Origin of the sequence: Acinetobacter sp. YH12102 (assembly GCF_013419125.1) — a bacterium.
GTDB lineage: Bacteria > Pseudomonadota > Gammaproteobacteria > Pseudomonadales > Moraxellaceae > Acinetobacter > Acinetobacter pseudolwoffii.
Genome location: NZ_VPAS01000003.1, coordinates 291,965 through 312,495, shown reverse-complemented (window position 1 = coordinate 312,495; position 20,531 = coordinate 291,965). Strand labels below are relative to the sequence as shown.

Here is a 20,531-nt window from a genome sequence, read left to right as displayed (position 1 = left end):
TTACTCCTTATGCATTTGCAGCAGGTTTTTGTTCAGGTTGTTCTTTCTTTGCATCATCTGCCTTTTTCTCGCTTGCTGCAGGCTGTTGCGGTGCAGCACCTTGTGGCGCAGCAGCTTGAGGTTGATAAGGTTTAGCTACAACTTGCTGTTCAGGTTTCACTTTTGCAATCCCGTCCACAATCACTTTATCACCTGGATTCAGACCTTCAGTCACAATCCAGTTGTTGCCTTGAGAGCCGGTGGTCGTGACTGGACGTGGTGCTACTTTACCATCAGCACCGACCAGCATCGCCATTGCCTGACCTGTTGGAGTACGGGTCAACGCCGCTTGTGGGATCAGGAAGGCATTGGGCACTTCACCCTGTACGATTTGCGCAGTCGCAAACATACCTGGCAGGAGTAAATGGTTTTTGTTCGGGAATACCGCACGTAAAGTCACCGTACCTGTTTCCGGATTTACGCTGGCATCCGAAAATGCAAGACGGCCTTCAATCGGGTAGATGCTGCCATCTTCAAGCTTTAACTTCACTTTAGTGTTGTTTGAGCTATTCAAATCGCCTTTGTTGAGCTGCTGACGTAAACGTAAAAGCTCAGCACTGGACTGGTTGATATCCACATAAATTGGATCTAAACGCTGAATGGTAACCAATGGCTCTGGTTGATTCGCCGTCACTAATGCACCCGCAGTCACAGAGGAACGGTTGGTCTGGCCCGAGATCGGTGCACGTACAGTCGAATAGCCCAAGTTAATTTCGGCATTACGCAAGGTGGCACGGTTGGCATTCAGATCGGCTTCAGCCAGTTTGACCTGTGCCACGATGTCATCATATTCTTGTTTAGAAATGGCATTGGTTCCAACCAGCTGGCGGTAACGGCCTTCCTTCACACGTAATACACCCAGATTGGCTTCAGCACGGGCAATTGCTGCACGGGCATTATCCACGGTCGCACGGTTGGTGCTTGAATCGATTTCGTACAGAGCCTGACCTTCACGCACATAACTGCCTTCAGTGAACAAGCGTTTAAGCACCACACCACTGGCTTGCGGACGTACTTCTGAAATTTCAAATGCTGTTGTACGACCCGAGAGCTCTACAGACTGCTCTACACTTTGTGGTTGTGCAACAAGAACACCGACTTCAGTCGGTGGCATTTGTTGTTGAGCACCAGCTTGCTGGCCCTCTTTTGGATCTTTGCTACAACCAACAAGTGCAAGACTTGTTGCTAATGCGCAAGCAGTCAGGGCAGGTGCCCAAAGCTTTGCAGACATCATTGTTTCACCTCTATTAGATCTTTATCTAAATTTTCTTATTTGTGCGCCGCGCAATATCTGATCCAGACCATATACCACAACGAAATCCAAATAAAACTGATACTCCAGCCGGATATGACATCTGAAGGAAAATGTACGCCTAGATAAACTCTTGAAATCCCCATCATCAGCATCCATAAGCCTGCACCGATCATGATGATGGTAAAGCGAGAATGTTGCCGATACATGTAAATTGCCAGACAAGCCAGACATGCCGCATACAGACTATGCGCACTTGGAAAGGAACTTCCAAAACTTTCAACCAGATGCAAGGACTCTGGTGGTCGGGGTCGGGCAATTGCAAACTTTAACAGCCAAGCTAGGAGTATTCCTCCGATAATTCCGATACATATAAAAATTACGCTTGTATGCTTTTTATACCACAGCAAGGCAATACACCATAGTGTGGATAAAAATAATACAAATGGCATGCCACCTATCACTGATAAGGACAGAGTAATTCGATTCCAAAACTCGGTGCGATACAGACTCATCCTTTCCACTGCGTGCAAATCAAGCTTGCTTAAAGCAGGGATATTCAGGATGAACACACTGAAAATTAAAAATAAAATACCGACAAAAAGTAACAAGTAATGCATGCCAAAAATCCTTGTCCCTTTAACCGTTCGCAGATCGGTTAATTGTCTGGAGTAGAAGTGTACTTGTCAGTACACTTTTTTTCAAGTGTGCGTATTTTATGCGAATTCCATTTTTTTAGTAAGGAATTTGTTGCTAAATATACTGTAATTGTCGCAGTTTTAAGATTTTGTCGATGTATGATTTTCGTCAATTTCAATGCTTTGCTTGGGGGGCCAGAAGAAATCACTTGGCCGGGTTAGGAAGTGAGTCATGACCAGTTTTGCCAACGGTTTCCACTGTTCAAAACGTACCCGTCGTGCACGTAAGGCCACAATAATGGTCAAACTGAAACTGACAAATAAGTTGGTCAGGCCAATCAACAACACACCGAGGAAAGACACCACAATCAAGCCAATATCCGGGCCATTAATATTGATCAGGCCCTGAATAAAGTTGGCCGAGGCAAAGGCAATATGACGGATATCGAGCGGCAACCCCAGAATAAAACCAATGGTGCCCATACTGCCGAGCATGATGCCAAACATGAAATTACCTGCCAGCGCTCCCAGATTACGTTCAATATAATCTGCAAACCGGTACAGCCGTTCCTGTCCCATCAATTGCGATAAACGTATATGGGCTTTCAGGCGGGGGCCTACCTTGCGGTAGACGGCCATGTTGTCAAAATAACCGGCCAATAACCCGGACAGGAACAGACATACCCCGGCAATTGCAGCATGCGGAATTGCCAAAGAGGTAAAGGGATTCAGGTCATGTAAGGTTTTGGTTGCCTTGGCATGATTCATTAAGGGTTCATGCAGAGCAACGTCCCACATTAAGGTAATCAATGCCGCCACCGGAATGGCAATCGAAATATTGCCCAGAATTGCCACAAACTGGGTACGGATAATATTCACAATCAGCGCAGCCAGCTCGGCAATTTGCGCCATTTTTGAGCCTTTGCGTTGCTGGACTGTGGCCGCCAGTGCAGCGGCTGTCATCGCTGGCTGTTTGGTCGCCACGGTAAAATGCAGCACATGAATCAGCATAAAACCCAGCGAATAATTCATGCTATAGCTAAAGGCCTGCATGAGAGGCGCCATGCTCAGGCGTGTCATCAGGATTTTCAGAGTGGCCATCGTCGCGATGATTGCACCTGCACCGGCGGCCGATTTGTACATGGCCAGAAAGCCTTTTTTGTCAGTACTGACATAGTGTTCGCCAGTTTTACTGGCATTCTCAGTCACCTGCAAGGCCAGGAGTTCACTGTTGGTCGCCAGCAGGGCACGTACACTGCGTTCGCTATAAATCGCTTCAGTGATATCTGCAATAAACAGGCCGATGGACTGGTAGCGCAGGTCATCCTCGTCCATGACCATGTTGAGCAGGATTTCAACCCGCTCCAGACACTGCTCCAGCAGTGCCAGCATATAGGTCAGACTCACACTGACCCCAATCCGTTTGGTAGAGCGGCGAATTTTTGCCACGACATCATGGCACTGTTCCAGCATGACCAGCGCTTGCGAAGCATCTGGCGGGGTGATCGAATCGACCAGCGTGACCGTGTTATAGCGTTTTTTGTATTCCTGAATAAATTCGTTAATCTCACGGTTCTGCACCAGAAAAGGAGATTCATATTCCATCAGTTCCGGCTGTGCATTAATAAATTCAGGATGCAGACCAATACCACTGATCCGATACGACAAAATGGTCAGTGCCTTGATCAGTTGATCTTTAATGCGGGTCTTTTCAGGCTGATTGGAGTGACCCTGATTGAGAACTGAAAATAAGCGTTGCCAGTCATCTTCATCAAAATAGTCGAGCCAGTATTTATCGGTCGGCTGATAAAAAACCTTGCGAAATAATTCTTGTAATTGCTGATGATCCGGAATAACTGGCAGGATATGCGCGCCAATACGCTGATTGAGCTGATTCCAGAAACCATCCAGAGACAAAATACCGGTATCGGAAAACAGACTGGTCTGTTTATAACGGTTAATGATCCGCAGGGTAAATGTCTGTAATGCTGAAACTGCATTCGGCGTCAATAATAAAGCTTGGATAAATGCATTGAACTTTGCTTCGATTTCTTCGGTATTTCTGCTGTCTTCCGGTCTGATTCTTTCAATCAGTTCAATGAGAAGATTTTCATCCAGCACCGCCTGAGGTTGCTCAAGCTGATGCTGCATGTTTTGGAAAAGATCAAGAAAATTAATATGCATAGGCGAGTTTAAAGATTACTGAATTCGGTGTAGGGCCAGTTTGGCCAGATTAATCAGAGCTTGACGATACTCAGAGTCAGGTAATGCCTGCAAGGCATGAATGGCGGTTTCCGTTTCTTCAGTCGCACGTTGACGGCAATAGTCCAGTGCCCCGGACGCATTGACAATTTGAATGACTTGATCGAGATGTTCTGTACCGCCAGTGGCAATACTGCGACGGATAATTTCATGCTGCTCACCGGAGGTATTTTTTAGCGCAGCAATCAATGGCAGGGTAGGTTTGCCTTCCATCAGGTCATCACCGATATTTTTGCCGAGGGTTTCTGCATCGGAGGTGTAATCTAGAATGTCATCAATAATCTGGAAGGCATTGCCGAAATGACCGGCGAAAGTTTTTAAAGGGTCACGGAATTCATCTTTCCCCGACAGAATCGCTGCGCCTTCTGTCGCCAGTTCAAACAGGCGCGACGTTTTACCATGAATAATATTTAAATAAGTCGCTTCACTGGTTTCTGGCTGGTGCTGGGATTGCAATTGCAGCACTTCACCTTCAGCAATTTCACAGGTGCCGGTCGAGAAATCTTTCAGCAAGACCATATTGTTTAAATCGACCAGCAGATCAAATGCACGTGAAATCAGGAAGTCACCGACCAGAACAGCAGTCTGGTTATTCCATGTCGCATTGGCAGTCGGACGGCCACGACGCAGGCCAGATTCATCGACCACATCATCATGCACCAGCGTCGCCGTATGCAGCATTTCAATAATCGCGGCCAGCTTGCGATGCGGTTCTAAATCTTCAGCACCACAAGCCTTGGCAGCCAGAAGACACATAATCGGGCGCATGCGTTTGCCACCCGCTTCGACCACATGTTTGCTGACGGCCATCACCAGTGCAACTTTTGAAGTAATTCCTTCATTAATGAATGTGTCCATCGCAGCAAAGTCGTTAGCAACAGGAGCGAGAATGTCTTGCTTAAAGTCGATGGTCATGTGAAAGAAAACCTCTAGTCTGGTAAATCGCAGGTCGTAGTTTAACAATTTATAACATGAGTGAAACCTAAGAAATGCATAAACTCCACTAAAAATCAGCTTTTTATAGATCTTATTCAGATTCGATCTATATTCTGCGCTACAAAAAATTAGGAAAGGTCAGCGATGTCGCCCTCTTCATCAGGCTGAGTATATTAATCAAACTGGCCGAATTTCTGCTGTATTATTTTGTTGCTGAATATATCTTGAGTGTCTGATTTGATAGAAATTATTTAAGTGTTAAATAATTAGCACATACTCGCCATTATTATTTCAGTAAAATGGCTTGTTGTTTTTTTGAATATCCCTTAAAATCCTCGCCCTTAGATATCCCCCAGTGGCGTACGTCTTAAGATCGATATCTTCCTTTATCGGCACGACGACACGGGCTTGTTTGGAGTACATTATGTACGCAGTAATCCAAAGCGGTGGTAAACAACACCGTGTAATCGAGGGTGAAACCCTTAAAGTAGAATTATTGAAAGCTGAAACTGGCTCAACTATTACGTTTGATGACGTATTGATGCTTGTAAACGGTGAAAGCATTCAAATCGGTGCTCCAGTTGTTGCTGGCGCTACTGTAACTGCTGAAGTAGTTAGCCATGGTCGTCACGACAAAATCCGCATTATCAAAATGCGTCGTCGTAAACACTACCGTAAACAACAAGGTCACCGTCAATGGTTCACTGAGTTGAAAATTACAGCTATTTCAGGCTAATTACGAGGAGTAAATAGACATGGCAACTAAAAAAGCCGGTGGTTCGACTAAAAACGGTCGTGATTCGAATCCTAAAATGTTAGGTGTTAAAATGTACGGCGGTCAATCTGTGACTGCTGGTAACATTATCGTTCGTCAACGTGGTACTGAATTCCACGCTGGTCAAAACGTAGGTATGGGCCGTGACCATACTTTGTTTGCGACTGCTGACGGCGTAATCAAATTCGAAGTGAAAGGCCAATTCGGTCGTCGCTACGTATCTGTTGAAGCATAATTCGCTGAGATAGAAAAAAAGCCCACAGTTTCTGTGGGCTTTTTTATGCCTGAAAATTGACTGTAATGAACGCCTGATCCAGCTTATGTAAAAAAACGGCTGAAATCTTCATCATGATGAACAAAAAAATAGATTTCGAATTAATAACCATACAAAAGTTCTTATTTTCTATCATTTTAGCTTTTAATTTTCGTTTAAGATGAGACATCAAATAAATTGCGATGACGCAAAATATAAAGGTGAAATTATGAATATGCTTCGTAAAACCGTCTGTGCTATGGCTCTGGGTGCAGTGACTTTAGCACCGGTGATGAGTACAACCGTGTTTGCTGCACCTGTGGCAGCGTCGGAGCAACAGGCAACTGCCAGTCTGGTGAAGCAGCTGAATTATGTACGTAGCATGACGGCAAATTTTGAGCAAAGCACCAAGGTGACCAATCCGAGAGCAACCCAGAAAAAAGGCTTGAGCGCACAACATATGAATCAAACCTTTAAAGGGGTGATGAAAGTCGAGCGTCCGGGTAAATTCTATTGGGAAACGACCGCACCATCGAAGCAAACCATTACAACGACTGGTAAAACAGTATGGATTTATGATCCGGATTTGCAGCAAGCGGTTCGTCAAAATCTGGATGAGCAAGTTGCCAATACACCGGCTTTGCTTCTGTCAGGAAATACCAGTCAGATTATGCAGTCTTACCGGGTCACTCAGCCGAATAAGGGGAAAACCTATTACACACTGTATCCTAAAAATACCGATGGTGTCTTTGAGAGCCTGACCATTAGCTTTGGCGCCAATAAAGCACCTAGCTTGATGATCCTGCAGGATTCACTTGGCCAAACTACAAATATTAAGTTTAGTAATGTGAAAGTGAATGGCAGTATTCCAGCTTCTACTTTTAACTTTACCCCGCCAAAAGGTACGGACATTATTGATCAATAATCAGAAGTATCAAGTAAATCAAAGAGCAACCGATTCAGGTTGCTTTTTTATTGCCGATTATCAGGATTGCTTTGAGCAGGCTACAAGGTTCAGCTATATCTAGACACAAGAGCATCTTAAAATAAATAAAAGTCGAGTCAATGAAATTGCAAAATTTTGGGAGCTCAGGATGAAGATCAATCTGTTTAAAACTGCTGAAATTTATGCTGTCTTATTAATCACTGTATATATGTTGGGCTGTCAGCCGCCATCCAATTCAGTTGTTACCCAAACAGATCCGTGGGTGCAGATTGAAGCCAAGAGTATTCCCGTCAAAGGGGTGGCCAAAGTGGTGTGTGAAATAGAAGGCTGTGTACGCTTTGAGCTTCATACGGTGGATACCAACCTCGACTGGATTGATCAATATTTTATAGCGCGTATTCGGGATACCGAGCCGGTTGCATTCACCAAAGTGACTCAGAAAAATCCTAAAAAAGCCGATGAGCCCCATTATCTGGATCAGCGTTTTATCAAGGTACTATTTATCGCTCAGCGTGATCATCTGGCGACTTTTGCCTTAATAAGTTCCAATCTGGTGAAGAATCACACTGCATCAAGTGAACATGTGGAATATATCAATTTTGATATGAAACAGAAAAAGCGTCTGGCTTTGCATCAATTGATGTTAAAGGGCGGTGAGCAGAAACTACTCAATGTGATATATCGAACCAATACTCGATGGCTACGCACACAGGGGATACAAGTACAGCAGTTAAAACTGAGTGATAACTATTATTTTGACAGGTCGGGTCTGGTGTTGGTGTACCCGGCAGGTGAATTAACTTCTAAAGCAGCAGGAACGCCTGAATTAAAAGTGTCCTATGCAGATTTGGGTGAAGTGATTTGGCCTGAATATTTAGCCATTTTACAGCCCAAGACTTCCTAAATATTGTGCTAATAAGGCACAGCTGGGGTCGTAGTCACTGTATTTTTTGACGTTAAGAGCTTACACTATAGCCAGTTTTTTTCTTCTGCAAAGATTGATTATGATCGACCCGAAATTACTCAGAAACAATATTGAGGCTGTAAATTTGGCCTTGGCAAAACGTGGTGTTCAACTCAATGTTGAAGAGTGGGCCTCCCTAGAAGCGCGCCGTAAAGAAATTCAGTCCAAGACAGAAACACTGCAAGCTGAACGTAATGCCGGTGCAAAACAAGTCGGTCAAATTAAAAAGGCAGGCGGTGATGCTTCTGAAATCATGACACGCATGTCTGCGATTGGTGATGAAATCAAAGCGGCTGAAGCAGCATTGGCTGAACTGCAAGCGGAGCTTGAAGAAAAATTACTGTCTATTCCAAACTTGCCAGATGAAGCTGTGCCTGAAGGCAAAGACGAAAGCGATAACGTGGAAATCCTGAAATGGGGTACACCACGTGAATTCGATTTTGAGATCAAAGACCATACTGACCTCGGTGAAATGATGGGCGGTCTGGAATTTGAAACCGCAACCAAATTAACCGGTTCTCGTTTCAGTGTTTTGAAAGGCCCATTGGCGCGTTTACAACGTGCATTGACACAGTTCATGCTGAATACGCATACAGACCAGAATGGTTATACTGAAGCTTATGTACCGTATTTGGTGAATGCGGATTCATTACGTGGCACAGGTCAGTTGCCTAAATTTGAAGAAGATCTGTTTAAACTTCAAGGCGAAAAAGAATTCTATTTAATTCCAACTGCTGAAGTGCCAGTGACTAACTTCGTGCGTGATGAAATCATTGATGCAGATCGTCTGCCATTAAAATATGCAGCACATACCCCATGTTTCCGTAGTGAAGCAGGGTCTTATGGTCGTGATACCCGTGGCCTGATTCGTCAGCACCAGTTCGACAAAGTGGAAATGGTTCAGATTGTTAAACCTGAAACGTCTATGCAGGCACTGGAAGATTTAACCGGCCATGCTGAAGGCATCTTGCAAGCATTAGGTCTGCCATACCGTAAGATCATCCTTTGTGGCGGTGATATGGGCTTTGGCGCGACCAAGACTTATGATCTTGAAGTTTGGGTGCCAAGCCAGAATACTTATCGTGAAATCTCTTCATGTTCAAACATGGGTGACTTCCAGGCGCGTCGTATGAAAGCGCGTTACCGTGCCGACCAGAAAAAAACTGAATTTGTACATACCTTGAATGGTTCAGGTCTGGCTGTTGGTCGTACCTTGCTTGCAGTGATGGAAAACTATCAGCGTGCAGACGGTTCGATTGAGATTCCTGAAGTATTGCGTCCATATATGGGTGGTGTGACTTATATCGACTAATGCTTGATATCAGCATCGCTAAATGTGCATGAAAATTGCATAGACAATCAGATTTAAAATTTTGAGGTAGTTCGTGGATATCTTTCCAATCTCGTTAAAGTTGCAACAGCAACCTTGTCTGATTGTCGGTGGTGGACATATTGCCTACCGTAAAGCGGTATTATTAGCAAAAGCCGGAGCAGTGATTCATGTCATTGCCCCTGAAATTGATGCCAATTTACTTGGGATTGTTCAGCAGTCTCAAGGGCAATATGATCAGGCACCATTCAGTATACAGATTCCTTTGCGCCATTATCGTTTAGTGATTGCAGCAACAGATGATGCTGATGTGAATCGTCAGGTTTTCGAGCTGTGCGAAGCTGAAAATGTACTGGTCAACAGTGTCGATGATCCACCACATTGCCGTTTTATGGTACCTGCGATTATTGACCGTTCGCCGCTGGTGATTTCGGTGGCATCGAATGGCACGTCGCCGGTGTTGTCACGCCAGATTCGGACTCAACTGGAAGCGACGATTCCACATGGCATGGGCAAGCTGGCTGAGTTCTCAGGCAAATGGCGCAGTCGCGTTAAAGCAAAAATTGTCAATCCGGATCAGCGCCGTATTTTCTGGGAAGATCTGTACGCCAGTCCGCTGAAAGAGCAGGTGTTTAATGACAATATGGCTGAAGCAGATCGTCTGATCGAGCAAGCATTACAAGAGTGGCAACAGCCGAAAGGTGAAGTCTATCTGGTGGGTGCAGGTCCAGGTGATCCAGAACTGTTGACCCTGAAAGCTTTACGTTTGATGCAGCAAGCCGATGTGGTGATTTATGATCGCCTGGTGTCTGAACCGATTATGGATCTGTGTCGCCGTGATGCGGAAAAAATCTATGTTGGTAAGGCGCGTTCCAATCATGCAGTTCCACAAGATGGGATTAATGCTTTATTGGTTAAATATGCCAGTGAAGGCAAGCGGGTTTGTCGTCTGAAAGGCGGTGATCCTTTCATCTTTGGGCGTGGCGGCGAAGAAATTGAAGAGCTGTTTGCGGCAGGTATTACTTTTCAGGTGGTGCCGGGTATTACCGCAGCTTCAGGTTGTTCCGCCTACGCCGGTATTCCATTAACGCATCGGGATTATGCACAAAGTGTGCGTTTCCTGACAGGTCATTTAAAAGAAGGTTCGCCTGAATTGCCTTGGCGTGAGCTGGTCTATGAAAACCAGACCTTGGTGCTGTATATGGGACTGGTGGGACTGGAAAGAATCTGTGCGCAATTAATAGCCCATGGTCAACGCGCAGATATGCCGGTGGCACTGGTCTCTAAAGGCACGACTCCTGAGCAAAAGGTTGTGGTGGGAACCCTTGCCGACATCGCCTCCAAAGTGTCTGAGCATCAAATTCAGGCACCGACTTTAACCATTATTGGTGAAGTGGTTCGCTTGCGTGAACAACTGCAATGGCATGAGCGAGGATAAGCAAAGCACTGCTTTGCCCGAGCGCAAGACGAAGGCTATGCCTGAGTAAGAGGATAAGCAAAAGTTGTTTCTTGGTTTGACCGCAAGACGAAGGCTGTGCCTGAGTAAGAGGATAAGCAAAAGTTGTTTCTTGGTTTGACCGCAAGACGAAGGCTATGCCTGAGTAAGAGGATAGCAATAGTTGATACTCTTTGTCTGAATGCAAGACGAAAATTACACCTGAATAAAAGGATATGACGATTAATCTCATGGTCCGAATACAGGAAAAAGCTGTATCTAGATAACAGCACTGATGTTGCTGTTTGATCTATAAGTTGAAAGCTATATCTGAATGAAATGTATAAAGTGAGAAATAAGTGATCCACGTTGTTTTATATGAGCCCGAAATTCCTGCAAATACAGGCAATATTATTCGTCTGTGTGCCAATACGGGAGCACAGTTGCATCTGGTCAAGCCACTGGGTTTTGAACTGGATGATAAAAAACTGAGACGTGCCGGTCTGGATTATCACGAATATGCACGTATGCAGATTTGGGACACTATCGAAGATTGTTTGGCCGATCTGGCAAGCAAAGGCATTGCTCTGGATGCGGTCTATCCGCTGACCACCAAAGGGACTGAAACGCCACATACCTCGGACTTGAACCGTTCTGTGGCATTGTTGATGGGGCCGGAAACGCGTGGTCTGCCTGAACATGTTCGGATGATGTTCCCGCAGCAGCACTGGATTCGTTTACCGATGGCAGAGAACTCTCGTAGTTTAAACCTTTCGAATGCCACGGCAGTGATTGTATATGAAGCCTGGCGTCAGCAGGGTTTTAAAGCGCTCTAAGCTTAAATTTACAATAATTTGAAAAGCTGCCTTTGGGTGGCTTTTTTATTTGCTAGGATAGAGAGAGACAACTGATTGGAATAAGAAGGATATACGCGTGAAGCCGATATTAAAATTTGCCTTGGCCTGTTGTATTGGAATGACTGCTTTACACCTCGGTGCGCAAGAAGCAAGTGATGTAATGGGGGAAACGCAACAAGTTCAGCCAATTACGCAAGCGGAAATACAGCAAGGATTGGCTGACATGCAAAAACGCTTGGATGCGCGGATCGATAACTGGGGACAGAGTCTGAATTCCGATGATTTTGAATGGACTTGGCGTGGACGTAAATTGAAGCAGACCAAACGTCAGGAAGTTTGTGCTATTTTTCAGGATGTGGTCAATGAAATGTATCAGCTGGCGGTCAAGAATAAAGCCAGACTAAATCCGGAAGAGCAAAAATTATTGTCGAATAGAAGTCTGTTCATTGAAAAACTGGGCTATGAAAATAATCGGGTCAATACCCAAATGGGTTTTGATTGTCGTTTATCCTAAGTAAAATCAAAAACATAAAAAAGGCGCTTAAAGCGCCTTTTTTATTTGAACCGGAACGATATTATTTATCGTCAAATTCGTTGTGCTGAGGTGCAGGATGCTTGAAACCTTTGGTTTTATAACCCAGGTACAAGATACCGCCAAATGCCCAGATCAGACCATATTTCAATGAGGTTTGATCAACTTCGAGCCATAAGGCAAATACTGCAATGAAACCTGCAAGTGGTACCACCACAAAGTTCAGAATTTCTTTCGCAGTTTTGGTACGACCATCACGTAAAGCATAGCGTGAAATGACAGACAAGTTTACGAAACTGAACGCCGTCAATGCACCGAAACTGATCAGTGAAATCACAAAATCAAGATCCATGAAGCCAGCTGTTAAGGCTACAGCACCGACAATCATAATGTTGTATGACGGTGTGTAGTTTTTCGGACTGATATGACCAAAGATTTTCTTGTTGATCACGCCATCACGGCCCATGACGTACATTAAGCGAGATACACCTGCATGTGCAGAAATCCCTGATGCCATGACGGTAATGATTGCAAAACCAAGTACATAAGCCTGGAACAAGGACCCACCCACCAGCATCAAAATTTCCGGCTGAGTTTCAGCAATATTCTGGAAATATGAACCTGGATTGTTCGGGAAGTAAATCTGCATGAAGTAAGTGCTGATAATGAAAATAATACCGGCAATTAAAGCGGTCAAGAAAATCGCTTTAGGCAAAGTTTTTTCAGTATCTTTGGTTTCTTCAGCCAGCGAGCTTAAAGAGTCAAAACCAGTGAAAGAGAAGCACAGTAAAGTCGCACCAGTAATCAGGGCGCCTACTGAGGTTAACTCATTCCAGAACGGTTCCAGACTCCAGAGCTGATAGCGTTGCTCAGCTGTGATTGGACCATCCGCATTAAAGCCAGCCTGTAACTTGCTGTAGACCATCCAGGTAAATACGGCAATGACAATCAACTGCACGAACACGATCATACTGTTGAAGTTTGCTACAAAGCGCGCACCACGTAAATTGATGCCAGTCATGAATGCAGTCAATACCACGACCCAAACCCAATGATTGATATCAGGGAACAGGGCTTCTAGGTAAATGACGGCAAGAATGATGTTGACCATTGGCGACAATAAATAATCGAGCCAAGATGACCATCCCACCATGAAACCCACATTCGGGTGAATGGATTTTTGCGCATAGGTATAGGCCGAACCCGAAGAAGGGTAGCGACGAATCATATGACCATAGCTCAAAGAGGTTAACAAAATTGCAATCAGTGCAAAAATGTAAGAGGTGGGAACGTGGAAGTTACTTTCTTCAGATACCAGACCGAATGTATCAAACAAGGTCATGGGTTGAATATAAGCCAAACCAATAATAATGATGTGCCAGAGTCCCAGCGTTTTTTGCAGTTTAGCTGCCGATTGAGTCCCAGAGATATTAGTCAACGGCGTTATCCTCTTAATCGTTGATCAAGGATCAGTCATATTTATAAGGATCGTTTGAGACGAACGATCCCCCCTACAGTTTTCTATAAAAGCCCGCCAATCTACTTGAAAAGAAGGGCTTTTGCTAGCTATTTTTTTGACTTTTGAGGTGCATAAAGTATGCCATTCAAATTAGCGCAATGATTTCTTTATGCAAGATAAAAGCCTGATGTCTAAAAAAACATCAGGCTTTAATTTTCGCTATATTGGCTTATTTTTCAGTAATTACCAAGCCTTTTTTAAGATAGATTTTAAATCTTCCAAGGTGGCTTCTTTCGGGTTATAAATGATGGAACCATCGTTCAGGGCTTTCTCTGCCACTTCATCCAGCTGCGCTTCAGAAATCTTGCCGGTTTCACGTAATGTACGTGGCAGTTTGGTCAGACTATAAATCCGATCTCGCATGGTCAGAATAGTGGCAATGGTTTTGTCTGCACGTAAATGTGCTGGTGTTTGCGCATAAATATCGGCACCTGCCAAAGGTAGTAACAGATCAGCAATCTTGTCACCATTGACCTCTTTGTTGTATTCCAGCACATACGGCAGGAACAGGTTCATACATAAACCATGCGGCAAGTGCACCACTGCACCCAGTGAATGACCGAGTGAATGCACAATCCCGACCATCGAGTTAGAAAATGCAATACCGGCCATGGTCGATGCTTGAGCCAGTTCCAGACGGCCTTGCGCATCATTGGGATTATCCAGCACATTGAATAGATGGCTACTGATCTTCTTGACTGCTGCGGTGGCATAAGCATCTGAGATTGGATTGGCTGCCATGCAAGTATAAGCTTCGACCGCATGGGTCAGTGCATCCATTGCGGTCATGGCGGTTAAATGCGGCGGCAAAGTCTGGGTCATGCGCGGATCTAAAATCGCAGCATGCGGCATCAAATAATACGATGCGAAAGGCATTTTAACATTCTTCTCAGTATCTGAGACGACGGCCACCATGGTGACTTCTGAGCCTGTCCCCGAAGTTGTTGGAATCACAAAAAATGGCTTCAGCGGCTTAGGCAGGTTATGGGCACCAGAATATTTAAGCAGGTCATCACCGCCTTCAGAGACCAGAATATTAGTTGCTTTGGAGGTATCAATGACTGAACCGCCGCCCACAGCAATGATCGCATCACAGTGATTTTCACGATACAGTTTCGCCGCACTACGTACTGTACCCAAGCTAGAATCGGGTGGTACGTCATCAAAAATGGCTACAATTGCAGCATCCGCCATTTCAAATGCTGCTTCAATCGGTGCCAGCAGATTATTGGCGCGTACACCTTTGTCGGTAATGATGAGTGGACGTTTTGCACCTAAAGTCGCAAGTTCAAACGGAATATGTTCTAACGCGGCATGCCCGGCAATGACTTTGACCGGACAGAAAAATTCATAATAAGGTTTAGCCATGTTATACACTCCGTTTTAAATAAGATTGAGCGATTTTTAGATAAATACTGCTCGCTTCGCTTAGTTTTTCTTTGAGGCTGAGATTGCTTGGATATTCTTTGACAGCCAGTTGCGCCACCAGTTTAGGCAAAATCAGTGCTTCCATTTTATTTAGACAACGCACCAGACGAATGGCATTGGAAATATCGCCATCGGCAATCATGCGGTCATTGGCAAAGGCTTGAGAGGTGCTTTCCTGAAAGGAAAAAACTAAAAAAGCATGGTGCAGATGTTTAAAGGTAATAGTCAGATCAGGTGCTTTTTCCAGATTTTTCACCAGTTCCAATTGCTTGTCCTCAGTGACCCGCGCCACAAAGGCTGGGCCATGCGGAAAGACTTTCATGGAAAGAGTGAAATGGACTGGAAATTGGGCAACTTCCTGTTTGATTTCTTCATCCACCTGGCTTGCCATGACCAGACCGCGGCCAATCACATCCATCATGAGTTTGACATAGGCAAGCTGCAAAGCGGGTTTTACGGATTTAGTTGCAATCACGTGATGATCCCTATCTCAATATTATTGGTTTAGAGTAAATACTCTAATTTATTTGGAGGTGAAATGCAAAGGCTTTATCTTTGCTCGACGGTGACTTGATTAAAGTAACCGCTGTGGCGCAAAGTTTCAATAATTTCACGACATAACTGGTTGAATTGTGGCGGTTGTTCCAGTAGGTCGCTCATGCGAACCATTTCCAGTCCCGCATAACCACAAGGGTTGATGGTATTAAATCCGCTCAGGTCACAATCCAGATTTAAGGAAAGACCATGATAGCTACGGCCTTTACGAATTTTAAAACCCAGTGAACCAATTTTTCGTTCAGCCACATAGACCCCCGGTGCATCGGGTTTGGCATAAGCATCGATGCCGTATTTTTTCAGCAGATCGATCATCAGGTTTTCAGCATAGGACACCAGTGTACGCACATTCCAGCCCAGGCGATTCAGGTCAAACATGAAGTAAGCCACCAGCTGGCCCGGGCCGTGCCAGGTCACTTGACCACCACGATCGGTTTGAATTACCGGGATATTGCTCGGTATCAGAATATGTTCTGGCTTACCGGCCTGACCTTGAGTCAATACATCCTGATGTTGCAGAATCCACAGCTGATCCGGGCTATGTTCATCACGGTTTTCCGTAAAAGTTTTCATTTCCAGAAAACGATCTTCATAAGGTGTGAGGTCGTGATATTGACGAATGATCAGCTCGGGCTTTTGCAGCACATCAGTCACAGGAAGTGTCCTTGGTAATTATAAAAAACTGATCATAATTATAATGATTTCGGCATGAAATAGGGGCGAGACCTACAATATTTAAGCGCTAGCTCAGTCATTGTACAGGCATAAAAAACACGCCCGAAAGCGTGTCTTTTGTATTTTTGATTACAGTGCGGTTTTAATCAGCGGACAGGCGGCCAAATCTGCATATACTGCATGCACCTGCTCCAGTTCCAAAAAGCGCAGTTGTGCGGTAATGGAATGATATTTGCCAGTACGCGACGGTGTGATGGTCATTTCACTGCCATCAAACTCAGGAAAATGTTTTACAAAGATATCATTTACGGCCTGACGCAGTTCAATGCCAGCAAGGCCAATCAGTTTAATCGGATAATCCATAGGGAAAACCCAAAGATGTTCTTGAAGTTCACGAGATGGTGTACGGTCTAACATGGTAGTCCCCCTGATTTGAAACGCCTGCAATCATGCAGGCGTTTGGGTCTGTCTTGGCTACTTAAGTGGAGACTGATGATTAAATTTCAAGTCTCCAGAATAAGCATCAAATCTTAATCATTCTCGAGGAATGAACGTAAGTGTTCTGAACGTGATGGATGGCGAAGCTTGCGTAACGCTTTAGCTTCAATCTGACGAATACGTTCACGTGTCACATCAAACTGTTTGCCCACTTCCTCCAAGGTGTGGTCGGTCGGCATGTCGATACCAAAACGCATTTTCAGGACTTTGGCTTCACGTTCAGTCAGGTTTTCCAGAACTTCGCGTGTCGCTTCTTTTAGGCCTTCTGAAGTCGCAGCATCAATTGGTGACGTGATGTTGCTGTCTTCAATGAAGTCACCCAGATGCGAATCTTCATCATCACCGATCGGTGTTTCCATCGAAATCGGTTCTTTGGCGATTTTTAGCACTTTACGTACTTTGACTTCGTCCATTTCCAGACGTTCGCCCAACTCTTCAGGTGTCGGTTCACGCCCCATTTCTTGAAGAAGCTGACGCGATACACGATTGATCTTGTTGATGGTCTCGATCATGTGCACCGGAATACGAATGGTACGTGCCTGATCGGCGATTGAACGGGTGATCGCCTGACGAATCCACCAGGTTGCATAAGTCGAGAATTTATAACCACGACGATATTCAAACTTGTCCACCGCTTTCATCAAGCCAATGTTACCTTCCTGAATCAGATCCAGGAACTGCAAGCCGCGGTTGGTGTATTTTTTCGCAATTGAAATCACCAGACGCAAGTTGGCTTCGACCATTTCTTTCTTGGCGCGACGTGCCTTAGCTTCACCAACGGCCATGCGTTTGGCAATGTCTTTAATGCCTTTAACATCAAGACCCAATTCTTTTTCAATATCGGCAATCTTTTGCTGGAAGGCCAATACATCTGGACGTACTTTTTCCAGATAGGCTTTCTGGTCTGCAGGTGTTTTCGCGATCTGTTCATCTAACCAGGCTGGATTCGATTCCTGTCCCGGGAAAGAAGTACGGAACTGGGTACGATCCATACGACCACGGCGCACGGCATAACGCATCACTTCACGTTCTGCACCACGGATCTGGTCATGCGTACCACGAATCATTTCTGAAATGATATCGAATAGACGCGGCGTGAATTTGAACATCATGAATACGGTCGCCAGTGCTTCCAGCGCAGCTTCAGATTCTTCACTATCACGACCATGTTTTTCGATGGCTGTTTTGGTATTCAACCATGCATTTTCAAGTTCAGTGAAGCGCGCTTTGGCAATTTCAGGATCTGGACCAGAATCAGCTTCTGAATCATCTTCAGTTTCAGCTTCTTCCTCTTCATCATCGTCCAGTTTTACATCTTTGGTCGATTTTTTCGAGTCAGTCTTGTCTTCAGCGATCTCGACTTCTTCTTCAAGTACTTCAGGAATTTCTTCGTCTGATTCAGGATCTAAATAACCCGATAACAGGTCAGCAAGACGGCGTTCGCCCGCTTCATAATCTTTATATTCTTGGAGTACAACTTCTACCGCATTGGGCCAGTAAGCAATCGAGTGCAAAACATCACGAATACCTTCTTCGATGCGCTTTGCAATGCTAATTTCGCCTTCACGGGTTAAAAGCTCAACGGTACCCATTTCACGCATATACATACGCACAGGGTCAGTTGTACGACCTGGCTCATTTTCTACAGAGGCCAGTACGGCTGCAGCTTCTTCTTCTGCAACTTCATCGGCAGCTTCTGTAGTATCTTCGAACATCGTATCATCAGATTCAGGCGCGCGATCATGTACAGGAATACCCACGTCATTCAGCATCTGAATGATATCTTCAATCTGCTCGCTTTCTGTGATGGAGTCCGGCAGATGATCGTTAACCTCAGCGAAGGTTAAGTAACCTTGTTCTTTGCCTCGGCTAATCAGAGCCGCTACTTGTGAAGTAGGGGAAGTCATATCGCTCATCTTTTGCTTACTCTTCGTTGAATCTGTGACAGGAAAAACCGTACAACTTATGCACGATTTAAGCTCATTAAATTTAGTGAATAGCCTACGTATTTCATCAGAGTATTCAGCGTTCAAGCTGTCTGATAAAATATTTAAAATGAAATTCAGTAATTTAAGATGGGGATGAATTTGTTATTTTCAAGTCCAACCCCGGCATCTGTGTATTTGACCAAAAAATGTGTAGTCAAAAAACATAAGGACGCAGGGTGGATTATATCATGTCACACAATGTCCTTAAAAAAAAGCCCTATTTACAACTTTAAAATACGAAAATTTAAATAAAACTTGACTTGTGGTTTTAGGCAAGATAAATAGCGCTAAAACCATTTACATTTTTCACTATGAGGAAGTTTTAGTGTCTTCTACAGATTTTGAACTAGATGATAGCTTCGGTGAGGATGATGTTAATTTCGATGAAGCTTCCAGTAAGCTGAGCGCTAAAGAGTCGTTGGAAAAACGTCGTCTGATTGATGACTTACTTTCACAACGTCGCTTGGAACGCGAACTCAAAGATTTTGACTATGACTTCGACGATGATGACGATTTTGATGACGAAGATTAACGAATTCGGATTTAGCATGGCCTGAATAAATGCTATGCTAAACCTTTCGGTTTTCTAAGTTTGGATGTTAGATGAGTGCTTTAGATTTAGACCTGTTGAGTGAATATCTAGATGGTGACCAAAATGAACATGGTCTAGATTTCGCAGCAACCCATGGTTTCTTATGTGCTATTGCAGTAGGCCCAAAATTCGACAAATGGTTAGACGAGCTTTTTGATAGCAATCAAAAGAAAGTGCCTGCAGAAATCATCACTCAGGTACAAACATGGTTAGAGTCTATCCGTCAAAGCTTAGCCAATGAAGAAGGGATTACATTCCCATTTGAAATTGAAGAAGCAGACACCGAATCAAGCTTGGGTGACTGGAGTGTGGGCTTTGTCGATGCCATGTTCCTGAACGAAGAAGCTTGGTTTACTGAAGAATTTGAAGAACAGCTGGTAGATTTAACTCTGCCAATCATGGTCTTCAGCGGTATCGATGATGAAGATCCGCAAATGGAAACTTTCCGTCGCAATGGCCAGTTAATGGACGAACTTGCAGAAGAAATTCCAGACAATTTAAATGAATTGTATCTGATGTATCACACTCCAGAATAATTCATAAAAAAAGCACCGCACGGTGCTTTTTTTAGCTTTGGACTTTTATCAAAGCATCGAAGGGATTTTATTTTCTTTCAATACCGACCCGTTTGCTCAGACTGTAGCGGGCATAGCTATTATAGGCAATATGAAAGATCAAACCATGCACCGCAATCACAGCGGCCATCAGAAATGAATTCGGGCCCCTTCCGGTATAAGCCATGTTGTTGAAGATGGCTTCAGTCTGTGGATGCATCCAGATCACAACAAATATAAAAATAAACCCAAATGTAATCGCAATGATGGTAGAACCCCATACCAGTTTGCTTTTCTCTTCCTTGCTGGGTAAATGTTGTTCTCTCTTCACAAAGTATCGGGCACTGAGAAAGGCTGACGCGATCAGGGCCGGGATCAGGAGAATCGCGCCCAGATTGAATACATAAATGAGTACGCCCACGAATAGAACCAAGCTAAGATAAACGGTGGCAAAATATTTAAGATAGTGCGACATCGTTTTAGCCTCCTTCATGCTGAGGTCT

Annotated in this window: 21 protein-coding genes; 10 read left to right on the top strand and 11 right to left on the bottom strand. The window is 44.4% G+C overall.

Annotated features, from left to right (window positions below; genetic code table 11):
• Positions 1–7 precede the first annotated feature (7 nt).
• The 4 genes from FTU42_RS04115 to sdsA all read right to left on the bottom strand — a co-directional run bounded on the left by FTU42_RS04115 (position 8) and on the right by sdsA (position 5,106).
• Positions 8–1,273, bottom strand: a complete 1,266-nt coding sequence (locus FTU42_RS04115) for an efflux RND transporter periplasmic adaptor subunit (protein WP_034608437.1) — start codon at positions 1,271–1,273, stop codon at positions 8–10.
• Between the two features lie 35 nt (positions 1,274–1,308).
• Positions 1,309–1,911, bottom strand: coding sequence for a phosphatase PAP2 family protein (locus FTU42_RS04110; RefSeq protein WP_074383416.1), 603 nt, complete (start codon positions 1,909–1,911; stop codon positions 1,309–1,311).
• 159 nt (positions 1,912–2,070) lie between these two features.
• Complete coding sequence (locus FTU42_RS04105; RefSeq protein ID WP_034608441.1) at positions 2,071–4,113, bottom strand: site-specific recombinase; 2,043 nt, start codon at positions 4,111–4,113, stop codon at positions 2,071–2,073.
• 15 nt (positions 4,114–4,128) lie between these two features.
• Positions 4,129–5,106, bottom strand: coding sequence for an All-trans-nonaprenyl-diphosphate synthase (sdsA, locus tag FTU42_RS04100; protein ID WP_100329110.1), 978 nt, complete (start codon positions 5,104–5,106; stop codon positions 4,129–4,131).
• Between the two features lie 445 nt (positions 5,107–5,551).
• On the opposite strand from sdsA, the gene rplU reads away from it, so the two are divergent.
• The 8 genes from rplU to FTU42_RS04060 all read left to right on the top strand — a co-directional run bounded on the left by rplU (position 5,552) and on the right by FTU42_RS04060 (position 12,201).
• Positions 5,552–5,863, top strand: a complete 312-nt coding sequence (gene rplU / locus FTU42_RS04095) for a 50S ribosomal protein L21 (RefSeq protein WP_005097776.1) — start codon at positions 5,552–5,554, stop codon at positions 5,861–5,863.
• Between the two features lie 19 nt (positions 5,864–5,882).
• Positions 5,883–6,137 (top strand): 50S ribosomal protein L27, encoded by a 255-nt coding sequence (rpmA, locus tag FTU42_RS04090; RefSeq protein ID WP_005097774.1) that lies wholly within the window; start codon positions 5,883–5,885, stop codon positions 6,135–6,137.
• Between the two features lie 247 nt (positions 6,138–6,384).
• Complete coding sequence (gene lolA / locus FTU42_RS04085; protein WP_180075391.1) at positions 6,385–7,080, top strand: outer membrane lipoprotein chaperone LolA; 696 nt, start codon at positions 6,385–6,387, stop codon at positions 7,078–7,080.
• Between the two features lie 169 nt (positions 7,081–7,249).
• A complete protein-coding gene (locus tag FTU42_RS04080) occupies positions 7,250–8,005 on the top strand; it encodes a DUF3298 domain-containing protein (RefSeq protein WP_180075392.1) in 756 nt (251 codons plus the stop codon).
• Between the two features lie 100 nt (positions 8,006–8,105).
• Entirely contained in the window at positions 8,106–9,377 is a 1,272-nt protein-coding gene (gene serS, locus FTU42_RS04075) for a serine--tRNA ligase (RefSeq protein ID WP_180049597.1), read from the top strand.
• Positions 9,378–9,450: 73 nt separating this feature from the next.
• Positions 9,451–10,833, top strand: coding sequence for a siroheme synthase CysG (gene cysG / locus FTU42_RS04070; RefSeq protein ID WP_005169798.1), 1,383 nt, complete (start codon positions 9,451–9,453; stop codon positions 10,831–10,833).
• A 356-nt stretch (positions 10,834–11,189) separates the two neighbouring features.
• A complete protein-coding gene (locus tag FTU42_RS04065; RefSeq protein ID WP_005169800.1) occupies positions 11,190–11,666 on the top strand; it encodes a tRNA (cytidine(34)-2'-O)-methyltransferase in 477 nt (158 codons plus the stop codon).
• A gap of 139 nt (positions 11,667–11,805) precedes the next feature.
• Positions 11,806–12,201: a hypothetical protein gene (locus FTU42_RS04060; RefSeq protein WP_218946060.1), complete on the top strand. Its 396-nt coding sequence runs from the start codon at positions 11,806–11,808 to the stop codon at positions 12,199–12,201.
• Between the two features lie 61 nt (positions 12,202–12,262).
• Here the strand turns inward: FTU42_RS04060 and FTU42_RS04055 are convergent, their stop codons facing one another.
• The 6 genes from FTU42_RS04055 to rpoD all read right to left on the bottom strand — a co-directional run bounded on the left by FTU42_RS04055 (position 12,263) and on the right by rpoD (position 18,861).
• Positions 12,263–13,657, bottom strand: coding sequence for an APC family permease (locus tag FTU42_RS04055; protein WP_005097762.1), 1,395 nt, complete (start codon positions 13,655–13,657; stop codon positions 12,263–12,265).
• Positions 13,658–13,921: 264 nt separating this feature from the next.
• Positions 13,922–15,106, bottom strand: coding sequence for an iron-containing alcohol dehydrogenase (locus FTU42_RS04050; protein ID WP_005097761.1), 1,185 nt, complete (start codon positions 15,104–15,106; stop codon positions 13,922–13,924).
• A gap of 1 nt (position 15,107) precedes the next feature.
• Positions 15,108–15,641, bottom strand: coding sequence for a hypothetical protein (locus FTU42_RS04045; RefSeq protein WP_005097759.1), 534 nt, complete (start codon positions 15,639–15,641; stop codon positions 15,108–15,110).
• 74 nt (positions 15,642–15,715) lie between these two features.
• On the bottom strand, positions 15,716–16,375 hold the full coding sequence (gene lipB / locus FTU42_RS04040; protein WP_100355550.1) for a lipoyl(octanoyl) transferase LipB: 660 nt from the start codon (positions 16,373–16,375) through the stop codon (positions 15,716–15,718).
• A gap of 150 nt (positions 16,376–16,525) precedes the next feature.
• The gene (locus FTU42_RS04035; RefSeq protein WP_005169807.1) at positions 16,526–16,813 is read right to left on the bottom strand and encodes a YbeD family protein; all 288 of its coding nucleotides are present in this window, start codon (positions 16,811–16,813) and stop codon (positions 16,526–16,528) included.
• A gap of 113 nt (positions 16,814–16,926) precedes the next feature.
• Positions 16,927–18,861 carry an RNA polymerase sigma factor RpoD gene (gene rpoD, locus FTU42_RS04030; protein WP_225554192.1) on the bottom strand — a complete coding sequence of 645 codons (1,935 nt, stop codon included), beginning with the start codon at positions 18,859–18,861 and terminating at the stop codon, positions 16,927–16,929.
• A gap of 346 nt (positions 18,862–19,207) precedes the next feature.
• Here rpoD and FTU42_RS04025 point away from each other — a divergent pair, with 346 nt between their 5' ends.
• Both FTU42_RS04025 and FTU42_RS04020 read left to right on the top strand, forming a co-directional pair.
• Positions 19,208–19,414: a PA3496 family putative envelope integrity protein gene (locus FTU42_RS04025; RefSeq protein WP_005169810.1), complete on the top strand. Its 207-nt coding sequence runs from the start codon at positions 19,208–19,210 to the stop codon at positions 19,412–19,414.
• A gap of 71 nt (positions 19,415–19,485) precedes the next feature.
• On the top strand, positions 19,486–20,010 hold the full coding sequence (locus tag FTU42_RS04020; protein ID WP_180083060.1) for a YecA family protein: 525 nt from the start codon (positions 19,486–19,488) through the stop codon (positions 20,008–20,010).
• Between the two features lie 67 nt (positions 20,011–20,077).
• On the opposite strand, the gene FTU42_RS04015 is transcribed toward FTU42_RS04020, so the two are convergent.
• Complete coding sequence (locus FTU42_RS04015; RefSeq protein WP_100329106.1) at positions 20,078–20,503, bottom strand: ABZJ_00895 family protein; 426 nt, start codon at positions 20,501–20,503, stop codon at positions 20,078–20,080.
• Between the last annotated feature and the right edge of the window lie 28 nt (positions 20,504–20,531).

Excerpts from the sequence above, each read along its gene's own strand:
- FTU42_RS04115 (WP_034608437.1), bottom strand. The coding sequence starts at position 1,273 with ATGATGTCTGCAAAGCTTTGGGCACCTGCCCTGACTGCTTGCGCATTA.
- FTU42_RS04110 (WP_074383416.1), bottom strand. The coding sequence starts at position 1,911 with ATGCATTACTTGTTACTTTTTGTCGGTATTTTATTTTTAATTTTCAGT.
- FTU42_RS04105 (WP_034608441.1), bottom strand. The coding sequence starts at position 4,113 with ATGCATATTAATTTTCTTGATCTTTTCCAAAACATGCAGCATCAGCTT.
- sdsA (WP_100329110.1), bottom strand. The coding sequence starts at position 5,106 with ATGACCATCGACTTTAAGCAAGACATTCTCGCTCCTGTTGCTAACGAC.
- rplU (WP_005097776.1), top strand. The coding sequence starts at position 5,552 with ATGTACGCAGTAATCCAAAGCGGTGGTAAACAACACCGTGTAATCGAG.
- rpmA (WP_005097774.1), top strand. The coding sequence starts at position 5,883 with ATGGCAACTAAAAAAGCCGGTGGTTCGACTAAAAACGGTCGTGATTCG.
- lolA (WP_180075391.1), top strand. The coding sequence starts at position 6,385 with ATGAATATGCTTCGTAAAACCGTCTGTGCTATGGCTCTGGGTGCAGTG.
- FTU42_RS04080 (WP_180075392.1), top strand. The coding sequence starts at position 7,250 with ATGAAGATCAATCTGTTTAAAACTGCTGAAATTTATGCTGTCTTATTA.
- serS (WP_180049597.1), top strand. The coding sequence starts at position 8,106 with ATGATCGACCCGAAATTACTCAGAAACAATATTGAGGCTGTAAATTTG.
- FTU42_RS04060 (WP_218946060.1), top strand. The coding sequence starts at position 11,806 with ATGACTGCTTTACACCTCGGTGCGCAAGAAGCAAGTGATGTAATGGGG.
- FTU42_RS04050 (WP_005097761.1), bottom strand. The coding sequence starts at position 15,106 with ATGGCTAAACCTTATTATGAATTTTTCTGTCCGGTCAAAGTCATTGCC.
- FTU42_RS04035 (WP_005169807.1), bottom strand. The coding sequence starts at position 16,813 with ATGTTAGACCGTACACCATCTCGTGAACTTCAAGAACATCTTTGGGTT.
- FTU42_RS04020 (WP_180083060.1), top strand. The coding sequence starts at position 19,486 with ATGAGTGCTTTAGATTTAGACCTGTTGAGTGAATATCTAGATGGTGAC.
- FTU42_RS04015 (WP_100329106.1), bottom strand. The coding sequence starts at position 20,503 with ATGTCGCACTATCTTAAATATTTTGCCACCGTTTATCTTAGCTTGGTT.